The following is a 19,520-nucleotide window of genomic DNA, read 5'->3' as shown; positions in this document are numbered from 1 at the left end:
GCCATGCAGGCAGTCGTCGTGGAGGACCAGGAGGCCGGCGTCGCCGGGATGAGGCTCGCGGAGCGTCCTGCGCCGCACGCCGCGGAGAACGACGTGATCGTCCGGGTGCACGCGTCCGGGTTCACTCCCGGCGAGCTCACCTGGCCCGGGACCTGGACCGACCGGGCCGGGCGGGACCGGACCCCGAGCATCCCCGGGCACGAGCTGTCCGGGGTCGTCGAGGAGCTCGGCTACGGCACCACCGGGCTCACGGTGGGGCAGCGTGTGCTCGGCCTCGCGGACTGGACCCGCGACGGCACCCTCGCCGAGCTCGTCGCGGTCGAGGCGCGCAACCTCGCGCCCCTGCCGGCGGACGTCGACCACGTCGTGGCGGCGAGCCTGCCGGTCTCCGGCCTCACCGCATGGCAGGGCCTGTTCGTGCACGCGCGCCTGCAGGCGGGCCAGAGCGTGCTGGTGCACGGCGCGGCCGGCGGTGTGGGATCGGTCGTCACGCAGCTCGCCCGCGAGGCCGGCGCGCACGTCGTCGGCACGGGCCGCGCGCGCGACCGGGAGGCCGCGCTCGGGCTCGGCGCGCACGAGTTCCTCGACCTGGAGCGGGAGGGCCTCGCGGCCGCGGGCGGGGTCGACCTCGTCTTCGACGTCATCGGCGGGGACGTCGCGATCCGATCCGCCGCACTCGTGCGCGGGGGCGGCACCCTGGTGACGATCGCAGGCCCGCCCGGGGCGCGGCCCGCCGACGGGCGCGCCGTGTTCTTCGTCGTCGAGCCCGACCGGGAGCAGCTGGCCGGGCTCGCCCGGCGCGTGCGGGAGGGCCGCCTGCGGACCGTGATCGGCACGGTCGTCCCGCTGGCGGAGGCCCCGGCGGCGTTCGCCGCGCCGCGCCGGGCCCCCGGCAAGACGATCGTGCGCGTCGGCGGCTGAGCTCAGGCCGGCTCGTCGTCGAGCCAGCGGAACCAGGCGTCGGGCACGTCCTCGTCCAGCCGCCGTACCTCGTGGCTCTCGAGGACGCCCGAGGTGAGGAGGCCGGTGGCGACGAGCCGGGCGACGGCCCCCGCGCCGGGCGGGTTGAAGTGCGTGTCGTCGCGGCGCCCGTCGTCGGCGTGGAAGAAGTAGTGCAGCGTGCGCTCCGGCCCGAGGTCGTGCCACAGCGCGAGCGAGTCGCGCTGGACGTCCACGAGCGGCACGTCCTCGCGCGCGGCGAGGGCGCGCATCGCGTCGGGGTACTCGCCGTGGGCGGGCACGGCCCGGCCCGCGTCGTCGAACCGGCGTCGTTCGACCGACGTCGCGAGCACCGGCTGCGCGCCGGCGGCGCGCGCGACGTCGACGAACCGGGCGAGGTGCTCGGTGTACGACGTCCAGGGCTCGGTGTGCCGCTCGGGGTCCTCGACCTTCGCGTCGTTGTGGCCGAACTGGATCACCAGGACGTCGCCCGCCCGCAGGTCGCGGGCCACGGCGTCGAGCCGGCCCTGGGCGACGAAGCTGCGCGTGCTGCGGCCGTTGCGCGCGTGGTTGGCGACGGCGACGGCGTCGTCGAGGTAGTACGGCAGGGCCATCCCCCAGCCGGTCTCGGGCGCGGCGGCGCGGCTCTTCGGGCCGGCGGTGGAGTCTCCGGCGAGGTGGACGGTGCGGGGCATGCGGGTCCTTTCGGGGAGCGGACGACGGAACCGGGCAAGCGCTTGCCGATCACCCTAGCGGGGGTACGACACGACGAGATCGCGTGCATCCGCGCACGTCCAGGGCGTAGCGTCGGCGCCGAGCGACCGAAACGTGCCACGCACCACGATGAGCGTCACGAAGTCTGCGAGGAGTCAACGATGCCCCGTCCGCCGTTCCCGGCCCCCGTGCTCGACCTGCTCCGCCGTCCCCAGCCCGCCGTGATCGGCGTCGTCCGCCCGGACGGCAGCCCCGTCACCGCGGCGACGTGGTACCTGCTCGAGGAGGACGGCGCGGGCGGCTGGCACGTGCTGGTGAACCTCGACGCGACGCGCAAGCGGGTGCAGCACCTGCGCGCGAACCCGCACGTGAGCCTCACCGTGCTGGCCGACGACTGGTACACGCACGCCACGCTGCTCGGCCGCGTCACCGCGTGGCGCGACGACGCCGACCTCTCCGACACCGACCGCATCGCGCGCCACTACACCGGCGACGCGTACGGCGTGCGGGACCGTGCCCGCGTGACCGCCGTGGTCGAGGTCGACCGCTGGACGGCGTGGGGCAGCCTGCGCGACGCCCGCTGAGGGAGGCGGCCGTGCGCATCGGAGCCCCCCGCACCGCCGGGGCGGACCCGCGCCTCGTCGCCGTCACCCCGGACGCGGTCCGTCGTCTCGTCGCCCTCGGGCACGACGTCGTCGTGGAGCCCGGGGTGGGGGACGGCGCGCGCCTGCCCGCGCACGACTACGTGGCGGCAGGGGCCCGCGTCGCGGACCGCGCCGACGTGTGGGCGGCCGACGTCGTGGTCACGCTGCACGCGCCGGGCCTCGCCGAGCTCGACCTGATGCGGCCGGGCGCGACGCTCGTCGCGCAGCTCGCCCCGCCGACGAGCCCCGACCTGCTGGCGGCGCTCGCCGCCCGCGGCGTGACGGCGCTGGCCCTCGACACGGTGCCGCGCATCTCGCGCGCGCAGGCCCTGGACGTCCTGTCGGCGCTGTCCAACGTGGCCGGCTACCGCGCGGTGGTCGAGGCGGCCGAGGAGTTCGGCGGCATGTTCACCGGTCAGGTGACGGCCGCGGGCAGCACCCCGCCCGCGCGGGTGTTCGTCATCGGCGCCGGCGTGGCCGGCCTGGCCGCGATCGGCACCGCGGTGAGCCTCGGCGCCGAGGTGCACGCGTTCGACGTGCGGCCCGAGGCGGCCGAGCAGATCGAGTCGCTCGGCGCCCGCGTCGTGCGTGCCGACGACGCCGTCCAGCAGGTCAGCGCCGACGGGTACGCGAGCGCGCAGAGCGCCGACCAGGAGGCCGCGGCCCTGCGCGCGTACGCGGAGCAGTCCGCGCGGGCGGACGTCGTCGTCACGACCGCGCTCGTTCGCGGCACGGCGCCGACGACGATCACGCGCGCGATGCTCGACGCGATGCGGCCCGGCTCCGTGGTCGTGGACCTCGCCGCGCCCGGCGGCGGCAACTGCGAGGCCACGGTGCCGGGGGAGCGGGTGGTCACCGGCCGCGGGGTCGTCGTGCTCGGGTACACCGACCTGGCCGCGCGGCTGCCGCAGCACAGCTCGCGGCTGCTCGGCACCGTGGTGGTCAACCTGCTCACGCTGCTCACGCCGGCCAGGGACGGCCGCGTGGTGCTCGACCTCGACGACCCGGTGGTCCGCGGCATGACGGTGACCCACGAGGGCGCGGTGACGTGGCCGCCCCCGCCCGTCGCGGTGTCCGCGGCGCCGCCGCCGGCCCCGGCGCCCGTGCCGCCCGAGCCTGCTCCCGTCGACCCCGGGGCCGAGCGCCGTCGCCGCGGGATGCGCCGCACGGTGCTGGGCGCGCTCGGCGCCGTGGCCGCAGGCCTGCTGATCGCCGTCTCGCCGCCGGACGCCGTCGGGCACTACACGGTGTTCGCGCTCGCGGTGGTGGTGGGCTTCTACGTGATCTCGAACGTCACGCACGCGCTGCACACGCCGCTCATGGCCCAGACCAACGCCATCAGCGGCATCATCATGGTCGGCGCGCTGCTGCAGATCGGCGACTCGTCGCCGCTCGTCACGACGCTCGCCGTCCTGGCCGCCGCGCTCGCGAGCGTCAACGTGTTCGGCGGGTTCCTCGTGACCCGCCGGATGCTGGGCATGTTCCGTCGGGAGACCCCGGGCGGGGAGGCGTCATGACGGTGACGTCGGTCGCGCAGGCCGCGTACGTGATCGCGGGGCTGCTGTTCGTGCTGTCCTTGGCGGGGCTGTCCGCGCAGGAGTCCGCACGACGCGGCACGGTGCTCGGGATGCTCGGGATGGGCCTGGCGATCGTCGCGACGATCGCGCTGGCGCTCGACCGGTCGCAGCGCCCGTGGCCCGTGACGGCGGGGCTGATCCTGCTGGTGCTGGTCGTGGGCGCGGCGGTGGGGTCGTGGCGGGCGCGGCGCGTCGAGATGACGCAGATGCCGGAGCTCATCGCCCTGCTGCACTCGTTCGTGGGGCTCTCGGCGGTGCTGGTGGGCTACGGCTCGTTCCTCGCGGAGCCCGTGGGTGCCGCGGCGGCGGGCGGTGACACCGTGCACCGCGTGGAGGTGTTCCTCGGCGTGCTCATCGGCGCGGTGACGTTCACGGGCTCGGTCGTGGCGTTCGGCAAGCTCTCCGGGCGGCTGCCCTCGGCGCCGCTCACGCTGCCCGGCCGGCACGCGCTCAACCTGCTGGCGCTGGTCGCGTCCGCCGGCCTGCTGGCCTGGTTCGTGAGCGCGGACGACGACGGGGCCGCGGTCCTGCCGCTGCTGCTCATGACGCTCGTCGCGCTGGCGCTCGGCTGGCACCTCGTCGCCGCGATCGGCGGCGGGGACATGCCGGTCGTGGTGTCGATGCTCAACTCGTACTCCGGCTGGGCCGCGGCGGCGGCGGGCTTCACGCTCGGCAACGACCTGCTCATCATCACGGGTGCCCTGGTCGGGGCCTCCGGCGCGATCCTCAGCTACCTCATGTGCAAGGCGATGAACCGGTCGTTCTGGTCCGTCGTGCTCGGCGGCTTCGGCGCGGGGGCGACAGGCGGCCCCGGCGGCGGCACGCAGGAGGCGGGGGAGGTGCGCGAGACGTCGCCGGACGAGGTGGCGGGGCTGCTCACCGCGGCGCGCTCGGTCGTCGTCGTGCCCGGGTACGGCATGGCGGTGGCGAAGGCCCAGCACCCGGTGGCGGACCTCGCCGAGCGGCTGCGGGCGCGCGGCGTGACCGTCCGGTTCGGCGTGCACCCCGTGGCGGGGCGGCTGCCGGGCCACATGAACGTGCTGCTGGCCGAGGCGCGCGTGCCCTACGACCTGGTGCTCGAGATGGACGAGGTCAACCCCGACCTGCCTGGCACCGACGTAGTGCTCGTCATCGGCGCGAACGACACGGTGAACCCGGCGGCGCAGGACGATCCGTCGTCACCCATCGCGGGCATGCCCGTCATCGAGGCGTGGAAGGCGCGCGACGTCGTGGTGTTCAAGCGGTCTCTCGCCACCGGCTACGCCGGCGTGCAGAACCCGCTGTTCTTCCGCGATAACACCCGGATGCTCTTCGGCGACGCCAGGGAGCAGGTGGACAAGATCGTCCAGGCTCTCTGACGCCGCCGAGGAGGGTCGAGCTCAGAAGCGGGAGTCCGCCTGCGACTCGTAGACCGCGGCGTCCAGGACGCCGTCGGCGTGGAGGTACGACGGCGAGTCCGGGACCGGCGTCGCGTCGATCGTGCTGGCGTCGGCGGGCACGCCGTCCAGGCTGGGCATGACCGAGGCGAGCTCGGGGCGCCACTTGGTGAACCGGAACGGGAAGCACCGCTCGAGCAGGTCGACCATCGCGGAGGCCGCGGTCGAGGCGCCCGGCGAGGCGCCCAGCAGGCCGGCGATGGAGCCCTCGGCGCCCGTGACGATCTCGGTGCCGAACTGGAGCACGCCCCTGCCGTCGGCGTCGCGCTTGATGACCTGCACGCGCTGGCCGGCCGTCAGCTTCTCCCAGTCCTTGGGGTGCGCGGTCGGCATGAACTGCTGCAGCGCCTGGAACTTGGTCTCGGGCGCGGCCATCAGCTGGCCGACGAGGTACTGCGTGAGGTCGAGGTTCTTGAGGCCCGCGCCGAGCATCGACGTGACGTTGTTGGCGCGCAGCGACGTGATCAGGCCCAGGTACTTGCCCTTCTTGAGGTACTTGGGGCTGAAGCCGGCGTAGGGGCCGAACATGAGGTACGTCCTGCCGTCGACCACGCGGGTGTCGAGGTGCGGCACGGACATCGGCGGGGCGCCGACGTCGGCCTTGCCGTACACCTTGGCCTGGTGCTGGGCGACGAGCTCCGGGTTGTCGGTGCGCAGGAACTCGCCCGAGATCGGGAAGCCGCCGAAGCCCTTGATCTCGGGGATGCCGGCCGACTGGAGCAGGGGGAGCGCGCCGCCGCCGGCGCCGACGAAGACGAACTTCGCGGTGACGGTGCTGGTGCGGTTCCGCGCGTTCCAGGAGCGGTCCTTGACGCGCAGGCGCCAGCGGCCGTCCTTGGTGCGCTTGAGGCTCTTGACCTCGTGCTGCAGCTTGAGCTCGGCGCCGTTCGCGACGAGCCCGTCCACGAGCTGACGCGTGAGGTTGCCGAAGTCGACGTCGGTGCCCGACGTCGCGCGGGTGGCGGCGATCGGCTCGTCGGCGTCCCGCTCGGCGGTCAGGAGCGGCGCCCAGCGGCCGACGGTCGCGCGGTCGGTGCTGTACTCGAGGTCGCGGAAGAGGGGGTGCACGCGCAGCGTCTCGTACCGGCGGCGCAGGTAGTCCACGTTCTTCTCCCCGCGCACGAACGTCATGTGCGGGGTGTTGCTGAGGAACGAGTCGTCCTTGAGGCGGCCGGTGGCGAGCAGGTGCTGCCAGAGCTCGCGCGAGATCTCGAACTGCTCGTTGATCGCCACCGCCTTGGTGATGTCGATCGAGCCGTCCTTGCGCTCGGGCGTGTAGTTGAGCTCGCAGAGCGCGGCGTGCCCGGTGCCCGCGTTGTTCCACGGGTTCGAGGACTCCTGCGCCACGTCGTCCAGGCGCTCGTAGATCCGGATGGACCACGACGGCTCGAGCTGCTGGAGCAGCGTGCCGAGCGTGGCGCTCATGATTCCGCCGCCGATGAGGACGACGTCGACGTCGGCCCCTGTGGGGGCCCCAGCAGTCGTAGCACTCGAAGTCACCGGCTCACCATACGCCGCGCGTGAAAACTGTCACAAAGAATGAGAGCAACCTCACACGGGCCCCTGACCTGCAGTGACGTGGGTCACACCGACTGCCGGGCGCCGCCGCAGGTCAGGGCTTCGGCGCCGCCGACGACGGCCACGGGCCGAGCGTGGGCAGCGGCGCGGCGACGCCGTCCCGGAGCGCCGAGACGGGCCCCGCGGGCGTGCGACCGGCGAGCCACGCGGCGACGTCGCGCGGCTCGCCGACGAGCTCGAGCCCGCCGTCGTCCGCCGGGAGCCGCACCGCGAGGAACTCCCGCAGGTGCGCGCAGAACGCGTCGTCCCACGTGCCGTACCCGAGGGAGCGGTCGCCGAGGCCGGCGGTCGCGTCGACGGAGTGGATGCGCGCCTCGCGCCACCAGGCGAGCAGGGCGTCGGTCAGCACCCCGTCGCGGTAGGCGACCGGGGCGGCCCAGAGGGCGTCGCCCGGCGCAGGCCAGGCCGCGGCGAGACGGACGCGCGAGGCCTCGAGCGCCGCGGCGTGCTCGGCCGCCGTGCGGCCGGCGCCCGCCTCTATGGCGGCGTCGCGGCCGACCTGCCCGCCGTCGTAGGGCGCGATCTTCTCGCCGCGCGCGGCGTGCTCCGCCTGCCGGGCGAGCGCGGCGCCGACGTTCGCCACGTGCGACAGCACGTGCCCGCGGCTCCACCCGTCCAGGGGCGACGGGTCGGCGCCCGCGCCCTCGGGCAGGGTGCGGACGACGTCGATCAGGGCGGCGAGCGCGGCGTCCGCGTCGTCCAGGGCGTGCGCGAGGGTGGTGTCAGGGGTCGTCACGGCCACAACAGCTCCTTGGTCCAGGCGTCGGTCTCGGGCGGGGCGCTCGGGGTGGCGCGGTAGCGGAGGCGGGACTGGCCCTTGTCGTCGCTCGCCGCCCAGAACTCGACGGTGGCAGGGGCCAGCACCCAGGCGGTCCAGGCGGGGGCGACGACGGCCGGATCCTCCCGGGTGCCCACGAGGCGGGCGGCGAAGGCGTCCCAGTACTCCTGGCGGGAGCCGAGCGGCTCGCTCTGGTGGCCGACGAGCCCGGCGGCGCGCGAGCCGTCCGGGCGGGCGCGGAAGTCCGCCGCTCCCGCCTCGGGGCCGGCCGAGGAGGCGCGTCCGGTGACGCGGACCTGCCGGCCGAGCTCGCGCCAGAACACGGTGAGCGCCGCGTGCGCGTTCTCGGCCAGGTCGCGGCCCTTGGGGCTGGTCGCCTGCCCGGCGAACCACCAGCCGTCGGCGGTGACGTCCTTGATCACGAGGGTGCGCGCGTGCACGTGGCCCCCGGCGTCCGCCGTCGACAGGGTCGCCGCGTGCGGGGCGCCGATGCCCGCGGCGAGCGCGTCGTCGAACCACTGCGCGAAGAGCTCCTGCGGCGTGGCCGGGGCGGTGGCGAGGTCGTCCAGGTCGACGCCGAACGGCGGCAGCCCGGGCGGGAAGGTCGGCAGGGCGCGCAGGCGCTCGCGGAAGGTCACGTGGTCTCCTCGGTGGGGTCGGTGTGCCGGTCGTCGGGAAGGTCGGTCAGGAGCGCGACGAACCCGCGCACGGCGGCCCGCATCGCGTCGGGGTCGCCGGTGGCGCGGGCGAGCACGTAGCCGCCCTGCACGATCGCGACGGCGGCGTGCGCGCGGTCGCGGGCGGCGTCGTCGGGCAGGCCGGCCTCGCGCAGGGTCGTGGCGACGACGTCGAGCAGGCGGACGAAGTAGGCGGTGACGACGTCGCGCAGGCCGTCGTCGTCCATGACGGCCTGGTCGCTGGTGAGACGACCGATCTTGCAGCCGGCCAGGGCGTCGCGGGGGCGCTCGACGTAGGCGACGACGCGGTCGAGTGCCGGCGTCGTGCCCTCGAGGTCGCGGCGCGCGGCGGTGAGCGCGCTCTCGACGGTGGCGCCGACGGCGGCCGCGGCGAGGTCGTGCTTCGTCGGGAAGTGGTGGTACAGGCTGCCCTGCCCCACGCCGCTGGCCGCCAGGACCTGGCGGGGGCTGGTGGCGCCCACGCCCTGGGCGGCGAACATCTCCTGCGCGGCGGCGACGAGGCGGTCGCGCGCATCGGTCGACGTGCTCATGCGGCTACCATACCTACCTCTAGGTATGGCGGCCAGCCCCCGCGCGCCCGCGCCGGGCGACGACGCGTACGAGGGCGACGCCCGCCGCCACGCCGACGGCGACGCCCACCGCGGACCAGAGCAGGACCGTCGCGGAGAACGCGGGGTCGAGCACCGGGGCGAGGGCGGGCCACCGCTCGGCGAGCGCGCCGGGCAGCGGGGTCAGCCGCAGCAGCTCGACCGCCGCGCACAGCGCGAACCCGGTCAGGCCCGCCGTGAGCGGGCGCATCCCGGGGCGGACGACCAGGACGAGGACGGCGACGAGGGCCGCGGCCAGCACGTCGCCGAGCGCGTCGCCGACCGGGTCCGGGAGCCGGTGCTCGGCCAGCCGTCCGACGCGCGCGACGACGACCGCCAGCAGGAGCAGCACGAAGCGGGGTGCGAGCGCGCGGGCCAGGGTGGCGGAGGCGGGAGAGCGGCCGGGCACGGCAGAGCGCCTCAGAAGTAGTCGCGCACGTGCACCTGGCGGCCGCCCCACAGGGCGTCCCAGACGGCGTCGTGCGCGTCGGGGCCCGAGGCGCCGCCCGCGAGCCGGGCGTTCGCCGTCGACTGCGCGCCCGTCCACGTCGCGGCCAGCCCGGCGGACGTGAACGTCAGCCGGTCGCCCGCGGCCGCGGCGTCGTCGGGCGAGACGCGCACCGCGCCGTCGGCCACCTCGAGGGTCCACGCGCCCTCGAGGTCGGGCGTCCGCGGGTCGACGACGGCGAACGGCACGCGGGCCGTCACCGGGGCCACACGGGAGGCGCCGAGCGCGCCGGGCACGTCGAGCAGGCGCAGCATGTACGGGCGCGGCACCGAGGTGGCCGCGTGGTCGGGCAGCACCAGGCGGGAGACGTCGGCCCCCGACCAGCCGCCCGACGTGCAGACCCGCACCCCGCCCGCGACCGACGCGAACGAGGCGAGCACCCGCCACAGGGCGCGGGCCGCGTCGGGGACGAGCGCGACGAGGTCGTCGACCTCGATGGTGTTGGTGCGGTCGTAGCCCGTGCCGCGCGACCAGCTCGCGAAGCCCAGCACCTCCTCGTCCGACCCCGCGCCGCGCACCGCGAGGCTGACGCCGGTGTACTCGGCGTCGGGCCCGACCATCTCGTCGGCCTCCATGGTGAACGGCGTCTCGCCGCGCGAGAGCGGCCCGTTCTGCGCGGACGCCCACTGCTCGTACACCCGCCGGACGGCGGGGACGTCGTCGGCGGTGGCGCGCCGGGCGCGCACGCCCTCGGCGGGCCGGGGCACGGCCGCGAGCGCCGCCATCGGGATCTGCACGTCCTCGAAGGCGCCGACCACCTCGTAGCCCAGCCCGCGGTAGATGCCCGCCGACGACGGGTAGAGCGTCGAGACGACGTCCCCGAGCGCGCGGGCCTCCGCGAGCGCGGCCTCCATCAGCGGGCGGAGCAGCCCGGTGCCCCGGTGCTCGGCGGCGACGGTGACGCCCGCGAAGCCTGCGGTGGGCAGCCGGGCACCGTGGAACCACGACGTGAACGACCGGACGCCCAGCCCGGCGACGACCTCACCCGCGTCCGTCGCGACCCAGGGCCGGATGTTCGGCAAGGGCCAGGCCGCCGGGTCGGGGTCGGGTGCGGGCGTGGACGGCACGCCGAACGCCTCGGCGCCGAGGCGCCTCGAGGCGGGGACGTCGGTGATGGCTGTGCGCCGGAACTCTGGTCTCGCGTCGCTGCTCACGTCGGTGACGGTAGCGCCCCGCGGCGGGCGCGTCACCGGCATTGCGCCGTACCGTGATCCGGTGAGCACACCGTCGGTGCCCGACGCGACGCAGGCGCGGCTGCGCAGCCGCGTCCTGGTGGTCGCGATCCTGGCCTCGTTCGTGTCGTTCCTCGACGGCACCGTCGTGAACGTGGCCCTGCCCGCCATCGGTGACGAGCTCGGCGGCTCGGGGGAGGCGCGGCTGAGCCTGCAGCAGTGGGTGGTGGACGGCTACCTCGTCACGCTCGGTTCGCTCATCCTGCTCGCGGGGTCCCTGTCGGACCTGTACGGGCGGCGCCGGGTGCTCGTCGCGGGGCTGGTGGGGTTCGCCGCGGCGTCGGTGCTGTGCGCGCTCGCGCCGACCGGCCCGGTGCTCGTGGGCGCCCGACTGCTGCAGGGGGTGGCCGGGGCGCTGCTGGTGCCGAGCTCGCTGGCGCTCATCATCTCGACGTTCGAGGGCGAGGCGCAGGGACGCGCCATCGGACGATGGACGGCGTGGACCGGGACGGCGATGATCGTGGGCCCGTTCGTCGGCGGCGGCCTGGTCGACCTGCTGTCCTGGCGCTGGGTGTTCTGGATCAACCTGCCGGTCGTCGTCGTCACGCTGGTGCTGCTGCGGCCCGTGCCCGAGGTGCACCAGACCACCGGGCGCCGGCTCGACGTGCCGGGCGCCGTGCTCGCCGCGACCGGCCTCGCGGCGGGCGTGTACGGGCTCATCGAGCGGACGTGGGCCGCCGTCGCCGTCGGCGCGGTGCTCCTGGTCGCGTTCGTGGTCTACGAGCGGCGGGCGCGCGACCCGATGATGCCGCCCCGCCTGTTCGCCGCGCGCAACTTCGCGTGGGGCAACGTCGCGACGTTCGCCGTCTACGGGGCGCTCTCGCTCGGCGGGTTCGTGCTCGGCCTGTTCCTGCAGCAGGTGGCGGGCTACTCGGCCACCGCCGCCGGGGTGGCGCAGCTGCCGTCGACCCTCGCGATGCTCGCGCTGTCGACGCGCTTCGGCACCCTCGCCGCCCGGTACGGGGCGCGGTGGTTCATGACGATCGGGCCGGTGGTCGCGGGCGCCGGCTACCTGCTGCTCCTCACGATGGACGCGAGCGCCCACTACGTCACGCAGGTGCTGCCGGGGCTGCTCGTGTTCGGCCTGGGCCTGTCCATCACGGTCGCTCCGCTGACGGCGGCGATCCTCGGGGCGGCACCGCCCGCGGACGCCGGCATCGCCTCCGCGGTGAACAACGCCGTCTCGCGCGTGGCCGGGCTGCTCACCGTCGCGTTCGCCGGCGTCATCCTCGGCGGGGTGCTCGACGTCGCGTCGTTCCACCGCGCGCTGCTGGTCACCGCGGGGCTGCTCGTGCTCGGCGGCCTGGTGAGCATGGTCGGCATCCGGGACGTGCGCCGCCCGGCGGCGTCCGGCACGGCGGACGCCGCCGGTCCCGACGTCACAGGGGCAGCTTGAAGCCCTCGTGCGACTGCGCGTAGCCGAGCGACCGGTAGAACCGGTGCGCGTCCGGGCGCTGCTTGTCCGACGTGAGCTGGGCGAGGACACAGCCGCGCTCGCGGCCGCGCTCGTGGGCGTGCTCCATGAGCGCCCGGCCGAGGCCCTGCCCGCGCAGCGCGGCGTCGACGCGCACCGCCTCGACGAGGAGCCGCGTCGCGCCGTTGCGCGAGATGCCGGGCACGAACGTCAGCTGCATGCAGCCCACCACCGCGCCGTCCAGCTCGGCGACGACCAGCTCGTCGTTCGGGCTGGCGTCGACCGCCTCGAAGCCCGCGACGTGCGCGGGGCCGAACACGCCGGTCCGGGCGGCGGCGACGGCGTCGTCGGCGATGAGCTCGACGACGCGCGGCAGGTCGTCGCGGGTCGCGAGGCGGAAGGTGACGGCGGGGGCGGAGGAGTCGGGCACGCCCGGACGCTAGCAGGCGGCGCTAGCCTCGCCCCGTGACCGAGCATCCGACCGAGCATCCGACCGAGCATCCGACCGGGCCTCCGACCGAGCGCGAGATCACCGCCGACGTCGCCCTCTGCCTCCCGGACGGGCGCCTGAACCCCGACGCGGTCGGGTGGTCGCGGGCGCCGGTGCACGACACGTCGGGCGTCGGCCGGGGCCTGCGCGGGCTCGGCCGGAACAAGCGGTGGGAGTACTGGGCGGTCGTGACGCCGGACCATGTCGTCGCGCTCACCACGTCCGCGCTGGACTACGCCGCGCTGCACCAGGTGTGGGTGCTGGACCGGGCGTCCGGCGAGGAGGTCGACGCCGTCGCGATCGCCCCGCTGAACCGGTCGGCGACGCTGCCCGGCCGCCTCGGTGACGGCCCCGTGCGGTCGCGCACGCGGGCCGTGGCGGTCGCCGTCGACGAGGGGCCCGGTGGCACGCGCCTGCGGGCGCGGACGGCGCGCGTGGACCTCGACGTGACCGTGCCCCGGCCGGCGGGCCGGGACCTGCTCGGGGTCGTGGTGCCCTGGTCGCCACGGCGCTTCCAGTACACCGTGAAGGACGTCGGGCGGCCCGCGGCCGGCCGGCTCCTGCTCGACGGCGTCGAGCACCCGGTGGCCGCGGGGGCGTGGGCCGTGCTCGACCACGGGCGGGGCCGTTGGCCGTACCGCGCCACCTGGCAGTGGGGCGTGGGGTGCGGCCGGGGCGTCGCGGGCGACGGCACGAGGCACGAGGTGGCGCTCCAGCTCGGCGGGACGTGGACGCGCGCCGGCGCGACCACCGAGAACGGGCTGTTCGTCGACGGCCGTCTCCACAAGATCCACGACGAGCTCGACTGGACGTTCGACCGCGGCGCGTACACGGAACCGTGGCGCGTGCGCGGCGAACGGCTGGACCTCACCTTCGTCCCCGCCCACGACCGCGTGAGCCGCACCCAGCTCGGCGTCGTGGCGTCGTCCACCCACCAGTGCTTCGGCACCTGGTCGGGCCGGGTCACGACCGACGACGGCGCACGCCTCGACGTCGAGGGCCTCGACGGCTGGGCGGAGGACGTCGCGCAGCGCTGGTGATCGGGGGTGCCGGCCGGCGGCCGGGCTGTCGTGCCGCCGTGGTGTCGGACCGTGAGCGTGCTGCGGTACGTGCGCGGCCTGCTGGTCGGCCGGCACCTGGGCGACCCGGCCCGGCGGTCGACGAGCTCGACGCCGCCACCGCCGGGCCGCCGTGGCTCGCCGCGCTCGCCGTCGACGAGCTGGCGCGCGTGCGGGACACCGCGGCGCGCTCGCGGGTACGGGTGGCCCGTGCGCGGCTGAGCCCGCGGTTCACCGGCGAGCACCACCGGCGAGCACCGCTCAGCGGCCGCGCCGCCCGAGCATCCGCTGCCGGACGACGGCGCCATGCCCCCGACGTGGGCCCGGGTGCTGCCCCGGCTGCGTCCGGAGGGTGAGTTCGCGGCGGGCGCCGGCGGCGCTCAGCGCACCCGGTCGGCCCCACCCGCGGCGACGTAGGCGGCGACGACCGACGCGGGCTTGCGCGCGGCCTGGTCCCGGAGGCACGCGCTGAAGGTCTCGCGGAAGTCGAGCCGCGGCCACCGTGACTCGACGTCGGCGAGGAGCGTCGTGGGCCAGGCCTCGAGGCCGCGGCCGCTGACGTCGGCGCCGGTGGACCGGGCGAGCAGGTACCCCTCCGGGCGCTCGTCCGCCGGGACGTCGTCCTCGTCGAGCATGTGGTCGACGACCGCCCGCGCCACCCGGTCGCGACGGTCGACCGACCAGCCCGCGCCCGCGGCGACGGCCCACGCGACGTTCCCGCCCGCGACCTCGAACGGCTCCGCGTGCGCGTCGAAGCCGGCGGTCAGGCCCGTGTCGTGCAGGAGGCCCGCGACGGCGAGCACCTCGTCGTCGACGGGGAGGGCCAGCCGCCGCCCCAGGTCGGCCGCCAGGAGGGTGGAGCGCACGGCGTGGTGCACGAGTGCCGCGGGGGAGAAGCGCACGAGCACGTCGAACGCCGCGCGGACGGGCACGGATCGGGGCAGCCCGTCGGGCAGCGCGTCGGTCATGGCACGGACGGTAGCGCGTCGGCGTCCCCGGGCGTTCTGCCGCGGGCAGAAGGCGGGGCCGGGCGGCGTCGGGGTGCGCCAGGGTGGGGCCATGAGGCTCCTGGTGCTGGGTGGTTCGGTGTTCCTGTCGAGGGCGGTCGCGGCGGACGCCGCGGCGCGCGGGCACGAGGTGGTGGCCGCGAACCGCGGCCGGTCGGGGACGGTGCCGGAGGGCGTGCGGCACGTGCCGCTGGACCGTGCGGACCCGTTCCCGGAGGCCCTCGCGGCGGAGGGCTTCGACGCCGTCGTGGACGTGTCGCGCACCCCGTCGCACGTGCGGCGCGCGGTCGCGGCGCTGCCCGACGCGCACTGGGTGTTCGTCTCGACGATCAACGTGTACGCGGACGACGCGGATCCGGGCGGGCCCGGCGTCGGGCGGCTGCGCGAGCCGCAGCCGGACGACGTCGACGGGGCGGAGGACCCGGAGGCCTACGGAGCGATGAAGGTCGCGTGCGAGGACGCCGTCCGCGACGGTGCGGCCGCCGCCGTCGTCGTGCGCCCCGGCCTCGTCGTGGGCCCGGGCGACCCGAGCGGACGGTTCGCGTACTGGCCGGCGCGCCTGGCCCGGGTACCGGGTGGCGCCGCCGACGTGCTGTCGCCGGGCGACCCCGCGGACCCGGTGCAGGTGATCGACGTGCGCGACCTCGCCGCCTGGGTCGTCGACCTCGCCGAGCGGCGGACAGAGGGGACCTTCGACGCCGTCGGGCCGGTGACCGCGGTGGGCGAGCTGCTCGCCGCGGTGGCGCGCGGCGTCGGCGCCGCGCCACGCTGGGTGTGGGCGGACGACGCCGCCCTGGAGGCCGCCGACGTCCGGCCCTGGTCGGGGGAGAGGTCGCTGCCGCTGTGGCTGCCGCGGCCCGAGTACGCGGGGATGCCCGCGCACGACGCCGCGCCCGCGGCGGCGGCCGGGCTCGCGTCGCGGCCGGTCGAGGAGACGGCACGAGACACGCTGGCGTGGCTCCGAGCGGCGCCCGACGCGCACGTCACCGGGCTGACCGCGGACGAGGAGGCCGGCGTCGTCGCCGACGTCGAGGCCGCCCTGCGCCGGACCGCGCAGGAGGCTGACCCCGGCGTCTAGTGCGTCACTCTCGGGGGTGACCGGGCCTCGGCGCCCGGCGCGCGGGCTTACGGTCGAAGGGTCAGCGCCCCTCTCTCACGAAGGTGACGGGGCGGTCGTTCGTCCCGTCCGGGCCGTCGTCACGCAGACCGCGTCCCTGCCCGTCGGGGCGTGGTGCGAAGGAGTACGGACATGGCGGCAGGCAGCAGTCTCGCGGGTCGGGTGGCGCTCGTGACGGGCGGCGGTTCGGGCATCGGCGAGGCGGCGAGCAAGGAGCTCGCGGCGCACGGGGTCCGGGTCGTCGTCACCGACATCCGGCTGGACGCCGCGCAGCGCGTGGCCGACGAGATCGTCGCCGAGGGCGGCGAGGCCGCGGCGTTCGAGCAGGACACCGCGGTGAAGGAGGACTCCGCCAAGGCCGTCGAGTTCGCGAAGGCCACGTTCGGCGGGCTCAACTACGCCGTGAACAACGCGGGCATCGGCGGCACGCAGGCGCCGGCGGGCGAGACCGACCTCGACGACTGGGACCGGGTCATCGACATCAACCTCAACGGCGTGCTCTACGGCATGCGGGCGCAGATCCCGGCGATGCTCGAGCGGGGTGCCGGCGAGAGCGCGATCGTCAACATGGCGTCGATCCACGGCACCGTCGCGGCGCTCGGCAACGGCGCCTACACGGCCGCCAAGCACGGCGTCGTCGGCATCACGAAGAACGCCGCCGCCGAGTACGGCCCGCAGGGGCTGCGCATCAACGCGGTCGGCCCGGCGTACATCAAGACGCCGCTGGTCGAGTCGAGCCTCCCCGCCGAGGCCCGCGAGGCGCTCGTCGCCAAGCACCCCCTCGGCCGCCTCGGCGAACCGGAGGAGGTCGCGCGCGTCGTGCGGTTCCTGCTGTCGGACGACGCGTCGTTCGTCACCGGCGCGTACTGGCTGATCGACGGCGGCTACACCGCCGTCTGACCCCGCGCCCCCGCTGCCGAACAGGCGGTTGCCACCGGTGTAGGCCTCGATGCGGTCGCGTACCGGTGGCACCCGCCTGTTCGGCGCTCGGGTCAGCGGGAGGCGAGGGCGGCCGCGAGCTCGTCGACGAGGTCGAAGCCCTCCTGCAGCCCGCCCTCCATGCCGGACTCGACGATCGCGTCGCGGACCTCCTTGCTCGGCGCGCGGGTGACGAGCGTGAGAGTGGTGGCGCCGTCCTCCTCCGCGAACGTGTAGGTGTTCAGGGTCGCCGCGGCGTCGCCGTCGGGCATGCCCTCGAAGACCTCCGTGTGCACCAGGCGCTCCGGCGGGACCACCTCGGTGAACTCGCCGTGGAAGGCGACCTCGAACCCGCCGTCGGCCTGCATCACGTAGCGGTAGGTGCCGCCGGGACGGGGGTCGATCTCGACGCTCGTGACGGTGCCCCGCCTGCCCGCCCACCAGCGCGCGATCAGCTCGGGCTCGGTGAACACGCGCCAGACGTCGGCCGCGGGGGCGGCGAACCGGCGCACGACCTGGATGTCGGTGTCGTTCGGCAGCGTCAGGACGGCGGTGCCGGTGGTGGTGCTGGTCATGATCGATCTCCTCGGGGATCCGGGGGCTGGTCCGGGCGGGTGCCCGGCGGGTCGTCCAGGGTGTCGAGCAGCTCGTCGATGAGCTCGAACCGCTCCTCCCACAGCCGCTCGTACCGGCCGACCCACGCGTGGATCTCCTGCAGGGGCCGGGCGTCCGTGCGGTAGAGGCGACGACGGCCGTCGTCGCGGACCTCGACCAGCCCGACCTCCCGCAGCACCTTGAGGTGCTTGGAGACCACGGGCTGGGCGACGTGGAGCAGCTCGGCGAGCTCGCCGACGCCCCGTTCCTGCTGCGCCAGGGCGTCGAGGATCTCGCGGCGCCGAGGCTCGGCCACCGCGTTGAACGCATCCGTCGTCGTCGCTGCGCGTGCCATGAGACAAACCTATGCCTATATCGGAATATGTCAAGCGGGTCAGGGGGTCGGGTTGCAGCGCGCGGCCATGGTCGCGACCAGCCCCACGTCCGGCCGCCACGGCTCCAGGTTCCACGAGTCCTTGTCCGGCGCGCCGAACGCGTGGCACTCGAGCTGGTCGTGCATCGTCGCGGTGTCGACCCCCGGGTCTGCCGCCACCAGCTCGGCCCAGACCAGGTCTGTGCCGGCCTGCCCGGCCTCGCGTGCCCAGACCGTCGGCACGACGGCGAGGGACCGGCCGCCCTCGCGGTCGCCCCAGTCGGTCCGCTCGACGGCGGACGTACCGAGGGTGGTGGTGACGTCGTCGTCGGCGCGTCCCGACGTGCCGGCCGCGAGGGGGCGGACCTCCAGGTGCGTGTCGTCCGCGGCGACGAGGCGCGCACCCCGGGGGGCGGACAGCCCGCCGACCGTCGTGCCGCCGGTGCGCACTGTGACGCTGCCGTCGGCGCGGGTCTCGAACGTGCCGCCCGAGACCAGGGTGATCGTCGGGGGGGCGGCGTCGCCGACCGCGGACCGTTCGAGGGTCACGGTCGCCGTGCCGGCCTGCTCGTCCGGGGTGACGTGCACGCCCGGGTGGTCGGGAGTCGCGCCGGGGACCGACACCTCCAGCGTCACGTCGCCGGCCGTGACCTCGACCCGGACCGGCTCCTGGGGGGTCGCGGTCGGGGCCGCGGACGGCGTCGCGCTCGTCATCGCGCTCGGCGTGGCGCTCGGCGTGGCGGTCGGCGCGGGCGCCGACGGCGTGCAGGCGCCGAGGGCGAGGAGCAGGGCGAGCGCGGGGAGCGCGCGCGACCGGGGGTGGGGCTGCACGGTCCCAGTCTCGGGCACGAGGCCGGCCGCGACACCGGAGAGGGACTGGTCAACGAGGTGAGGTTCGCCTAACCTTACCGACGTGAGCACCCGAACGCTGTCGAAGCCGGTCGACCCGCACGTCCTCGTCGCCGAGGTCGTCACGACGAAGCGCCTGAGCCCGCACCTGCAGCGGGTCACGCTCGGCATCGGCGACATCGACCGCCTCACGCTGGTGGGCGACGACCAGTGGTTCCGACTCTTCCTGCCGCGCCCGGGCCAGGACGCGCTGAAGCTCCCGACGCGCACGTCGAACCTCGGCTGGTACGCCCAGTACCTCGCGACCCCGCGCGCCCGCCGCCCGCTGGTGCGCAACTACACGATCCGCGCGGCGCGGCCTGAGCTGCACGAGATCGACGTCGACTTCGTGCTGCACGGCCACGACGACGCGGCGTCCGCGGGACCGGACGGCGGCCACGAGCCTCTCGGCCCGGGGGCGGGCTTCGCGCTGTCCGCCCGCCCCGGGGACCGGGTCGGCATCCTCGACCAGGGCACCTACCACCACCGCCAGGCCGCGTGCGACTGGCGACTGCTCGTCGCCGACGAGAGCGGGCTGCCCGCCGTCGCCGGCATCTGCGAGGCGCTGCCCGACGACGCGCGCGGCGTCGCCGTGGTCGAGGTGCCCACCGCCGACGACCGGCAGGACTTCCGCGTCCCCGCCGGCGTGGACCTGCGGTGGGTCGAGCGCGACCGTGCCGCCGCCGACGACCCGGCCCTCGGCGAGGTGCCCGGCCGTGCCGCCCTCGACGTCGTCCGCGGGGCCGACCTGCCGGCGGGCGCCGGGTACGCGCTCGTCGCCGGCGAGCAGGCGCTCGCGGCCGGCGTGCGGCGGCACCTGGTGAACGACCGGCAGTGGCCGAAGACGGCGATCGACTTCGTCGGCTACTGGCGGCACGGCAAGGCCTCGCCCAGCTGACCCTCCTCCTTCCAGCAAGCGATCTCTCGCGCCATCCGACCGGATGGCGCGAGAGATCGCTTGCTGGAAGGC

21 protein-coding genes and 1 pseudogene are annotated in these 19,520 nt (G+C 75.7%); 10 read left to right on the top strand and 12 right to left on the bottom strand.

Features of this window, described 5'->3' with window-relative positions; all coding sequences use genetic code 11:
• The first annotated feature begins 3 nt into the window (after positions 1–3).
• A complete protein-coding gene (locus ACFQ8T_RS05955; RefSeq protein ID WP_430545639.1) occupies positions 4–921 on the top strand; it encodes an NADP-dependent oxidoreductase in 918 nt (305 codons plus the stop codon).
• 2 nt (positions 922–923) lie between these two features.
• Here the strand turns inward: ACFQ8T_RS05955 and ACFQ8T_RS05950 are convergent, their stop codons facing one another.
• Positions 924–1,634, bottom strand: coding sequence for a rhamnogalacturonan acetylesterase (locus ACFQ8T_RS05950; protein ID WP_430545638.1), 711 nt, complete (start codon positions 1,632–1,634; stop codon positions 924–926).
• A 180-nt stretch (positions 1,635–1,814) separates the two neighbouring features.
• Between ACFQ8T_RS05950 and ACFQ8T_RS05945 the strand changes: the two genes are divergently transcribed.
• Genes ACFQ8T_RS05945 through pntB form a run of 3 tightly spaced genes read left to right on the top strand, consistent with a single transcriptional unit; the run spans position 1,815 to position 5,232 of the window.
• The gene (locus tag ACFQ8T_RS05945; RefSeq protein WP_430545637.1) at positions 1,815–2,237 is read left to right on the top strand and encodes a pyridoxamine 5'-phosphate oxidase family protein; all 423 of its coding nucleotides are present in this window, start codon (positions 1,815–1,817) and stop codon (positions 2,235–2,237) included.
• An 11-nt stretch (positions 2,238–2,248) separates the two neighbouring features.
• Positions 2,249–3,814 carry a Re/Si-specific NAD(P)(+) transhydrogenase subunit alpha gene (locus ACFQ8T_RS05940; RefSeq protein WP_430545636.1) on the top strand — a complete coding sequence of 522 codons (1,566 nt, stop codon included), beginning with the start codon at positions 2,249–2,251 and terminating at the stop codon, positions 3,812–3,814.
• On the top strand, positions 3,811–5,232 hold the full coding sequence (pntB, locus tag ACFQ8T_RS05935) for a Re/Si-specific NAD(P)(+) transhydrogenase subunit beta (RefSeq protein WP_430545635.1): 1,422 nt from the start codon (positions 3,811–3,813) through the stop codon (positions 5,230–5,232). Before ACFQ8T_RS05940 ends, pntB begins: the two co-directional genes overlap by 4 nt.
• A 21-nt stretch (positions 5,233–5,253) precedes the next feature.
• Here pntB and mqo read toward each other — a convergent pair.
• The 6 genes and pseudogenes from mqo to eis all read right to left on the bottom strand — a co-directional run.
• A pseudogene (mqo, locus tag ACFQ8T_RS05930) lies at positions 5,254–6,813 on the bottom strand (malate dehydrogenase (quinone)); the annotation flags it as partial.
• A 109-nt stretch (positions 6,814–6,922) separates the two neighbouring features.
• Positions 6,923–7,624: a maleylpyruvate isomerase family mycothiol-dependent enzyme gene (locus tag ACFQ8T_RS05925; protein WP_430545634.1), complete on the bottom strand. Its 702-nt coding sequence runs from the start codon at positions 7,622–7,624 to the stop codon at positions 6,923–6,925.
• Positions 7,621–8,304 (bottom strand): pyridoxamine 5'-phosphate oxidase family protein, encoded by a 684-nt coding sequence (locus ACFQ8T_RS05920; RefSeq protein ID WP_430545633.1) that lies wholly within the window; start codon positions 8,302–8,304, stop codon positions 7,621–7,623. Before ACFQ8T_RS05920 ends, ACFQ8T_RS05925 begins: the two co-directional genes overlap by 4 nt.
• Complete coding sequence (locus ACFQ8T_RS05915; RefSeq protein WP_430545632.1) at positions 8,301–8,894, bottom strand: TetR/AcrR family transcriptional regulator; 594 nt, start codon at positions 8,892–8,894, stop codon at positions 8,301–8,303. Before ACFQ8T_RS05915 ends, ACFQ8T_RS05920 begins: the two co-directional genes overlap by 4 nt.
• A 19-nt stretch (positions 8,895–8,913) precedes the next feature.
• On the bottom strand, positions 8,914–9,360 hold the full coding sequence (locus ACFQ8T_RS05910; RefSeq protein ID WP_430545631.1) for a DUF2809 domain-containing protein: 447 nt from the start codon (positions 9,358–9,360) through the stop codon (positions 8,914–8,916).
• An 11-nt stretch (positions 9,361–9,371) separates the two neighbouring features.
• On the bottom strand, positions 9,372–10,613 hold the full coding sequence (gene eis / locus ACFQ8T_RS05905; protein ID WP_430545630.1) for an enhanced intracellular survival protein Eis: 1,242 nt from the start codon (positions 10,611–10,613) through the stop codon (positions 9,372–9,374).
• A gap of 61 nt (positions 10,614–10,674) precedes the next feature.
• Between eis and ACFQ8T_RS05900 the strand changes: the two genes are divergently transcribed.
• Positions 10,675–12,087, top strand: a complete 1,413-nt coding sequence (locus ACFQ8T_RS05900; protein ID WP_430545629.1) for an MFS transporter — start codon at positions 10,675–10,677, stop codon at positions 12,085–12,087.
• On the opposite strand, the gene ACFQ8T_RS05895 is transcribed toward ACFQ8T_RS05900, so the two are convergent.
• Positions 12,071–12,535, bottom strand: coding sequence for a GNAT family N-acetyltransferase (locus tag ACFQ8T_RS05895; RefSeq protein WP_430545628.1), 465 nt, complete (start codon positions 12,533–12,535; stop codon positions 12,071–12,073). The two genes, ACFQ8T_RS05900 and ACFQ8T_RS05895, sit on opposite strands and share 17 nt — an antisense overlap.
• 35 nt (positions 12,536–12,570) lie before the next feature.
• Between ACFQ8T_RS05895 and ACFQ8T_RS05890 the strand changes: the two genes are divergently transcribed.
• Together ACFQ8T_RS05890 and ACFQ8T_RS05885 are read left to right on the top strand one after the other, a co-directional pair.
• A complete protein-coding gene (locus tag ACFQ8T_RS05890) occupies positions 12,571–13,635 on the top strand; it encodes a DUF2804 domain-containing protein (RefSeq protein ID WP_430545627.1) in 1,065 nt (354 codons plus the stop codon).
• 51 nt (positions 13,636–13,686) lie between these two features.
• Positions 13,687–13,875, top strand: a complete 189-nt coding sequence (locus tag ACFQ8T_RS05885) for a hypothetical protein (RefSeq protein WP_430545626.1) — start codon at positions 13,687–13,689, stop codon at positions 13,873–13,875.
• A 158-nt stretch (positions 13,876–14,033) separates the two neighbouring features.
• Here the strand turns inward: ACFQ8T_RS05885 and ACFQ8T_RS05880 are convergent, their stop codons facing one another.
• The gene (locus ACFQ8T_RS05880; RefSeq protein WP_430545625.1) at positions 14,034–14,621 is read right to left on the bottom strand and encodes an HD domain-containing protein; all 588 of its coding nucleotides are present in this window, start codon (positions 14,619–14,621) and stop codon (positions 14,034–14,036) included.
• A 91-nt stretch (positions 14,622–14,712) separates the two neighbouring features.
• Between ACFQ8T_RS05880 and ACFQ8T_RS05875 the strand changes: the two genes are divergently transcribed.
• The gene (locus ACFQ8T_RS05875) at positions 14,713–15,738 is read left to right on the top strand and encodes an epimerase (protein ID WP_430545624.1); all 1,026 of its coding nucleotides are present in this window, start codon (positions 14,713–14,715) and stop codon (positions 15,736–15,738) included.
• A 171-nt stretch (positions 15,739–15,909) separates the two neighbouring features.
• Positions 15,910–16,677 carry an SDR family NAD(P)-dependent oxidoreductase gene (locus tag ACFQ8T_RS05870; RefSeq protein ID WP_430545623.1) on the top strand — a complete coding sequence of 256 codons (768 nt, stop codon included), beginning with the start codon at positions 15,910–15,912 and terminating at the stop codon, positions 16,675–16,677.
• 92 nt (positions 16,678–16,769) lie between these two features.
• Here ACFQ8T_RS05870 and ACFQ8T_RS05865 read toward each other — a convergent pair whose 3' ends face one another.
• Genes ACFQ8T_RS05865 through ACFQ8T_RS05855 form a run of 3 tightly spaced genes read right to left on the bottom strand, consistent with a single transcriptional unit; the run spans position 16,770 to position 18,493 of the window.
• Positions 16,770–17,270, bottom strand: a complete 501-nt coding sequence (locus tag ACFQ8T_RS05865; RefSeq protein WP_430545622.1) for an SRPBCC family protein — start codon at positions 17,268–17,270, stop codon at positions 16,770–16,772.
• Complete coding sequence (locus ACFQ8T_RS05860; RefSeq protein ID WP_430545621.1) at positions 17,267–17,644, bottom strand: ArsR/SmtB family transcription factor; 378 nt, start codon at positions 17,642–17,644, stop codon at positions 17,267–17,269. The genes ACFQ8T_RS05865 and ACFQ8T_RS05860 overlap by 4 nt, the downstream gene beginning before the upstream one ends.
• A 39-nt stretch (positions 17,645–17,683) precedes the next feature.
• Complete coding sequence (locus tag ACFQ8T_RS05855) at positions 17,684–18,493, bottom strand: DUF2599 domain-containing protein (RefSeq protein WP_430545620.1); 810 nt, start codon at positions 18,491–18,493, stop codon at positions 17,684–17,686.
• Between the two features lie 82 nt (positions 18,494–18,575).
• On the opposite strand from ACFQ8T_RS05855, the gene ACFQ8T_RS05850 reads away from it, so the two are divergent.
• Positions 18,576–19,448, top strand: coding sequence for a siderophore-interacting protein (locus tag ACFQ8T_RS05850; RefSeq protein ID WP_430545619.1), 873 nt, complete (start codon positions 18,576–18,578; stop codon positions 19,446–19,448).
• The last annotated feature ends 72 nt before the right edge of the window (positions 19,449–19,520 follow it).

This window comes from Isoptericola sp. NPDC056618 (assembly GCF_042792715.1).
GTDB classification, from domain to species: Bacteria; Actinomycetota; Actinomycetes; order Actinomycetales; family Cellulomonadaceae; genus Isoptericola; species Isoptericola nanjingensis.
The sequence above is the reverse complement of the archived record's forward strand: the minus strand, read 5'-3'. Positions and strand labels throughout refer to the sequence as shown.

Excerpts from the sequence above, each read along its gene's own strand:
- pntB (WP_430545635.1), top strand. The coding sequence starts at position 3,811 with ATGACGGTGACGTCGGTCGCGCAGGCCGCGTACGTGATCGCGGGGCTG.
- ACFQ8T_RS05875 (WP_430545624.1), top strand. The coding sequence starts at position 14,713 with ATGAGGCTCCTGGTGCTGGGTGGTTCGGTGTTCCTGTCGAGGGCGGTC.
- ACFQ8T_RS05865 (WP_430545622.1), bottom strand. The coding sequence starts at position 17,270 with ATGACCAGCACCACCACCGGCACCGCCGTCCTGACGCTGCCGAACGAC.
- ACFQ8T_RS05915 (WP_430545632.1), bottom strand. The coding sequence starts at position 8,894 with ATGAGCACGTCGACCGATGCGCGCGACCGCCTCGTCGCCGCCGCGCAG.
- ACFQ8T_RS05945 (WP_430545637.1), top strand. The coding sequence starts at position 1,815 with ATGCCCCGTCCGCCGTTCCCGGCCCCCGTGCTCGACCTGCTCCGCCGT.
- ACFQ8T_RS05950 (WP_430545638.1), bottom strand. The coding sequence starts at position 1,634 with ATGCCCCGCACCGTCCACCTCGCCGGAGACTCCACCGCCGGCCCGAAG.
- ACFQ8T_RS05860 (WP_430545621.1), bottom strand. The coding sequence starts at position 17,644 with ATGGCACGCGCAGCGACGACGACGGATGCGTTCAACGCGGTGGCCGAG.
- ACFQ8T_RS05955 (WP_430545639.1), top strand. The coding sequence starts at position 4 with ATGCAGGCAGTCGTCGTGGAGGACCAGGAGGCCGGCGTCGCCGGGATG.
- ACFQ8T_RS05870 (WP_430545623.1), top strand. The coding sequence starts at position 15,910 with ATGGCGGCAGGCAGCAGTCTCGCGGGTCGGGTGGCGCTCGTGACGGGC.
- ACFQ8T_RS05880 (WP_430545625.1), bottom strand. The coding sequence starts at position 14,621 with ATGACCGACGCGCTGCCCGACGGGCTGCCCCGATCCGTGCCCGTCCGC.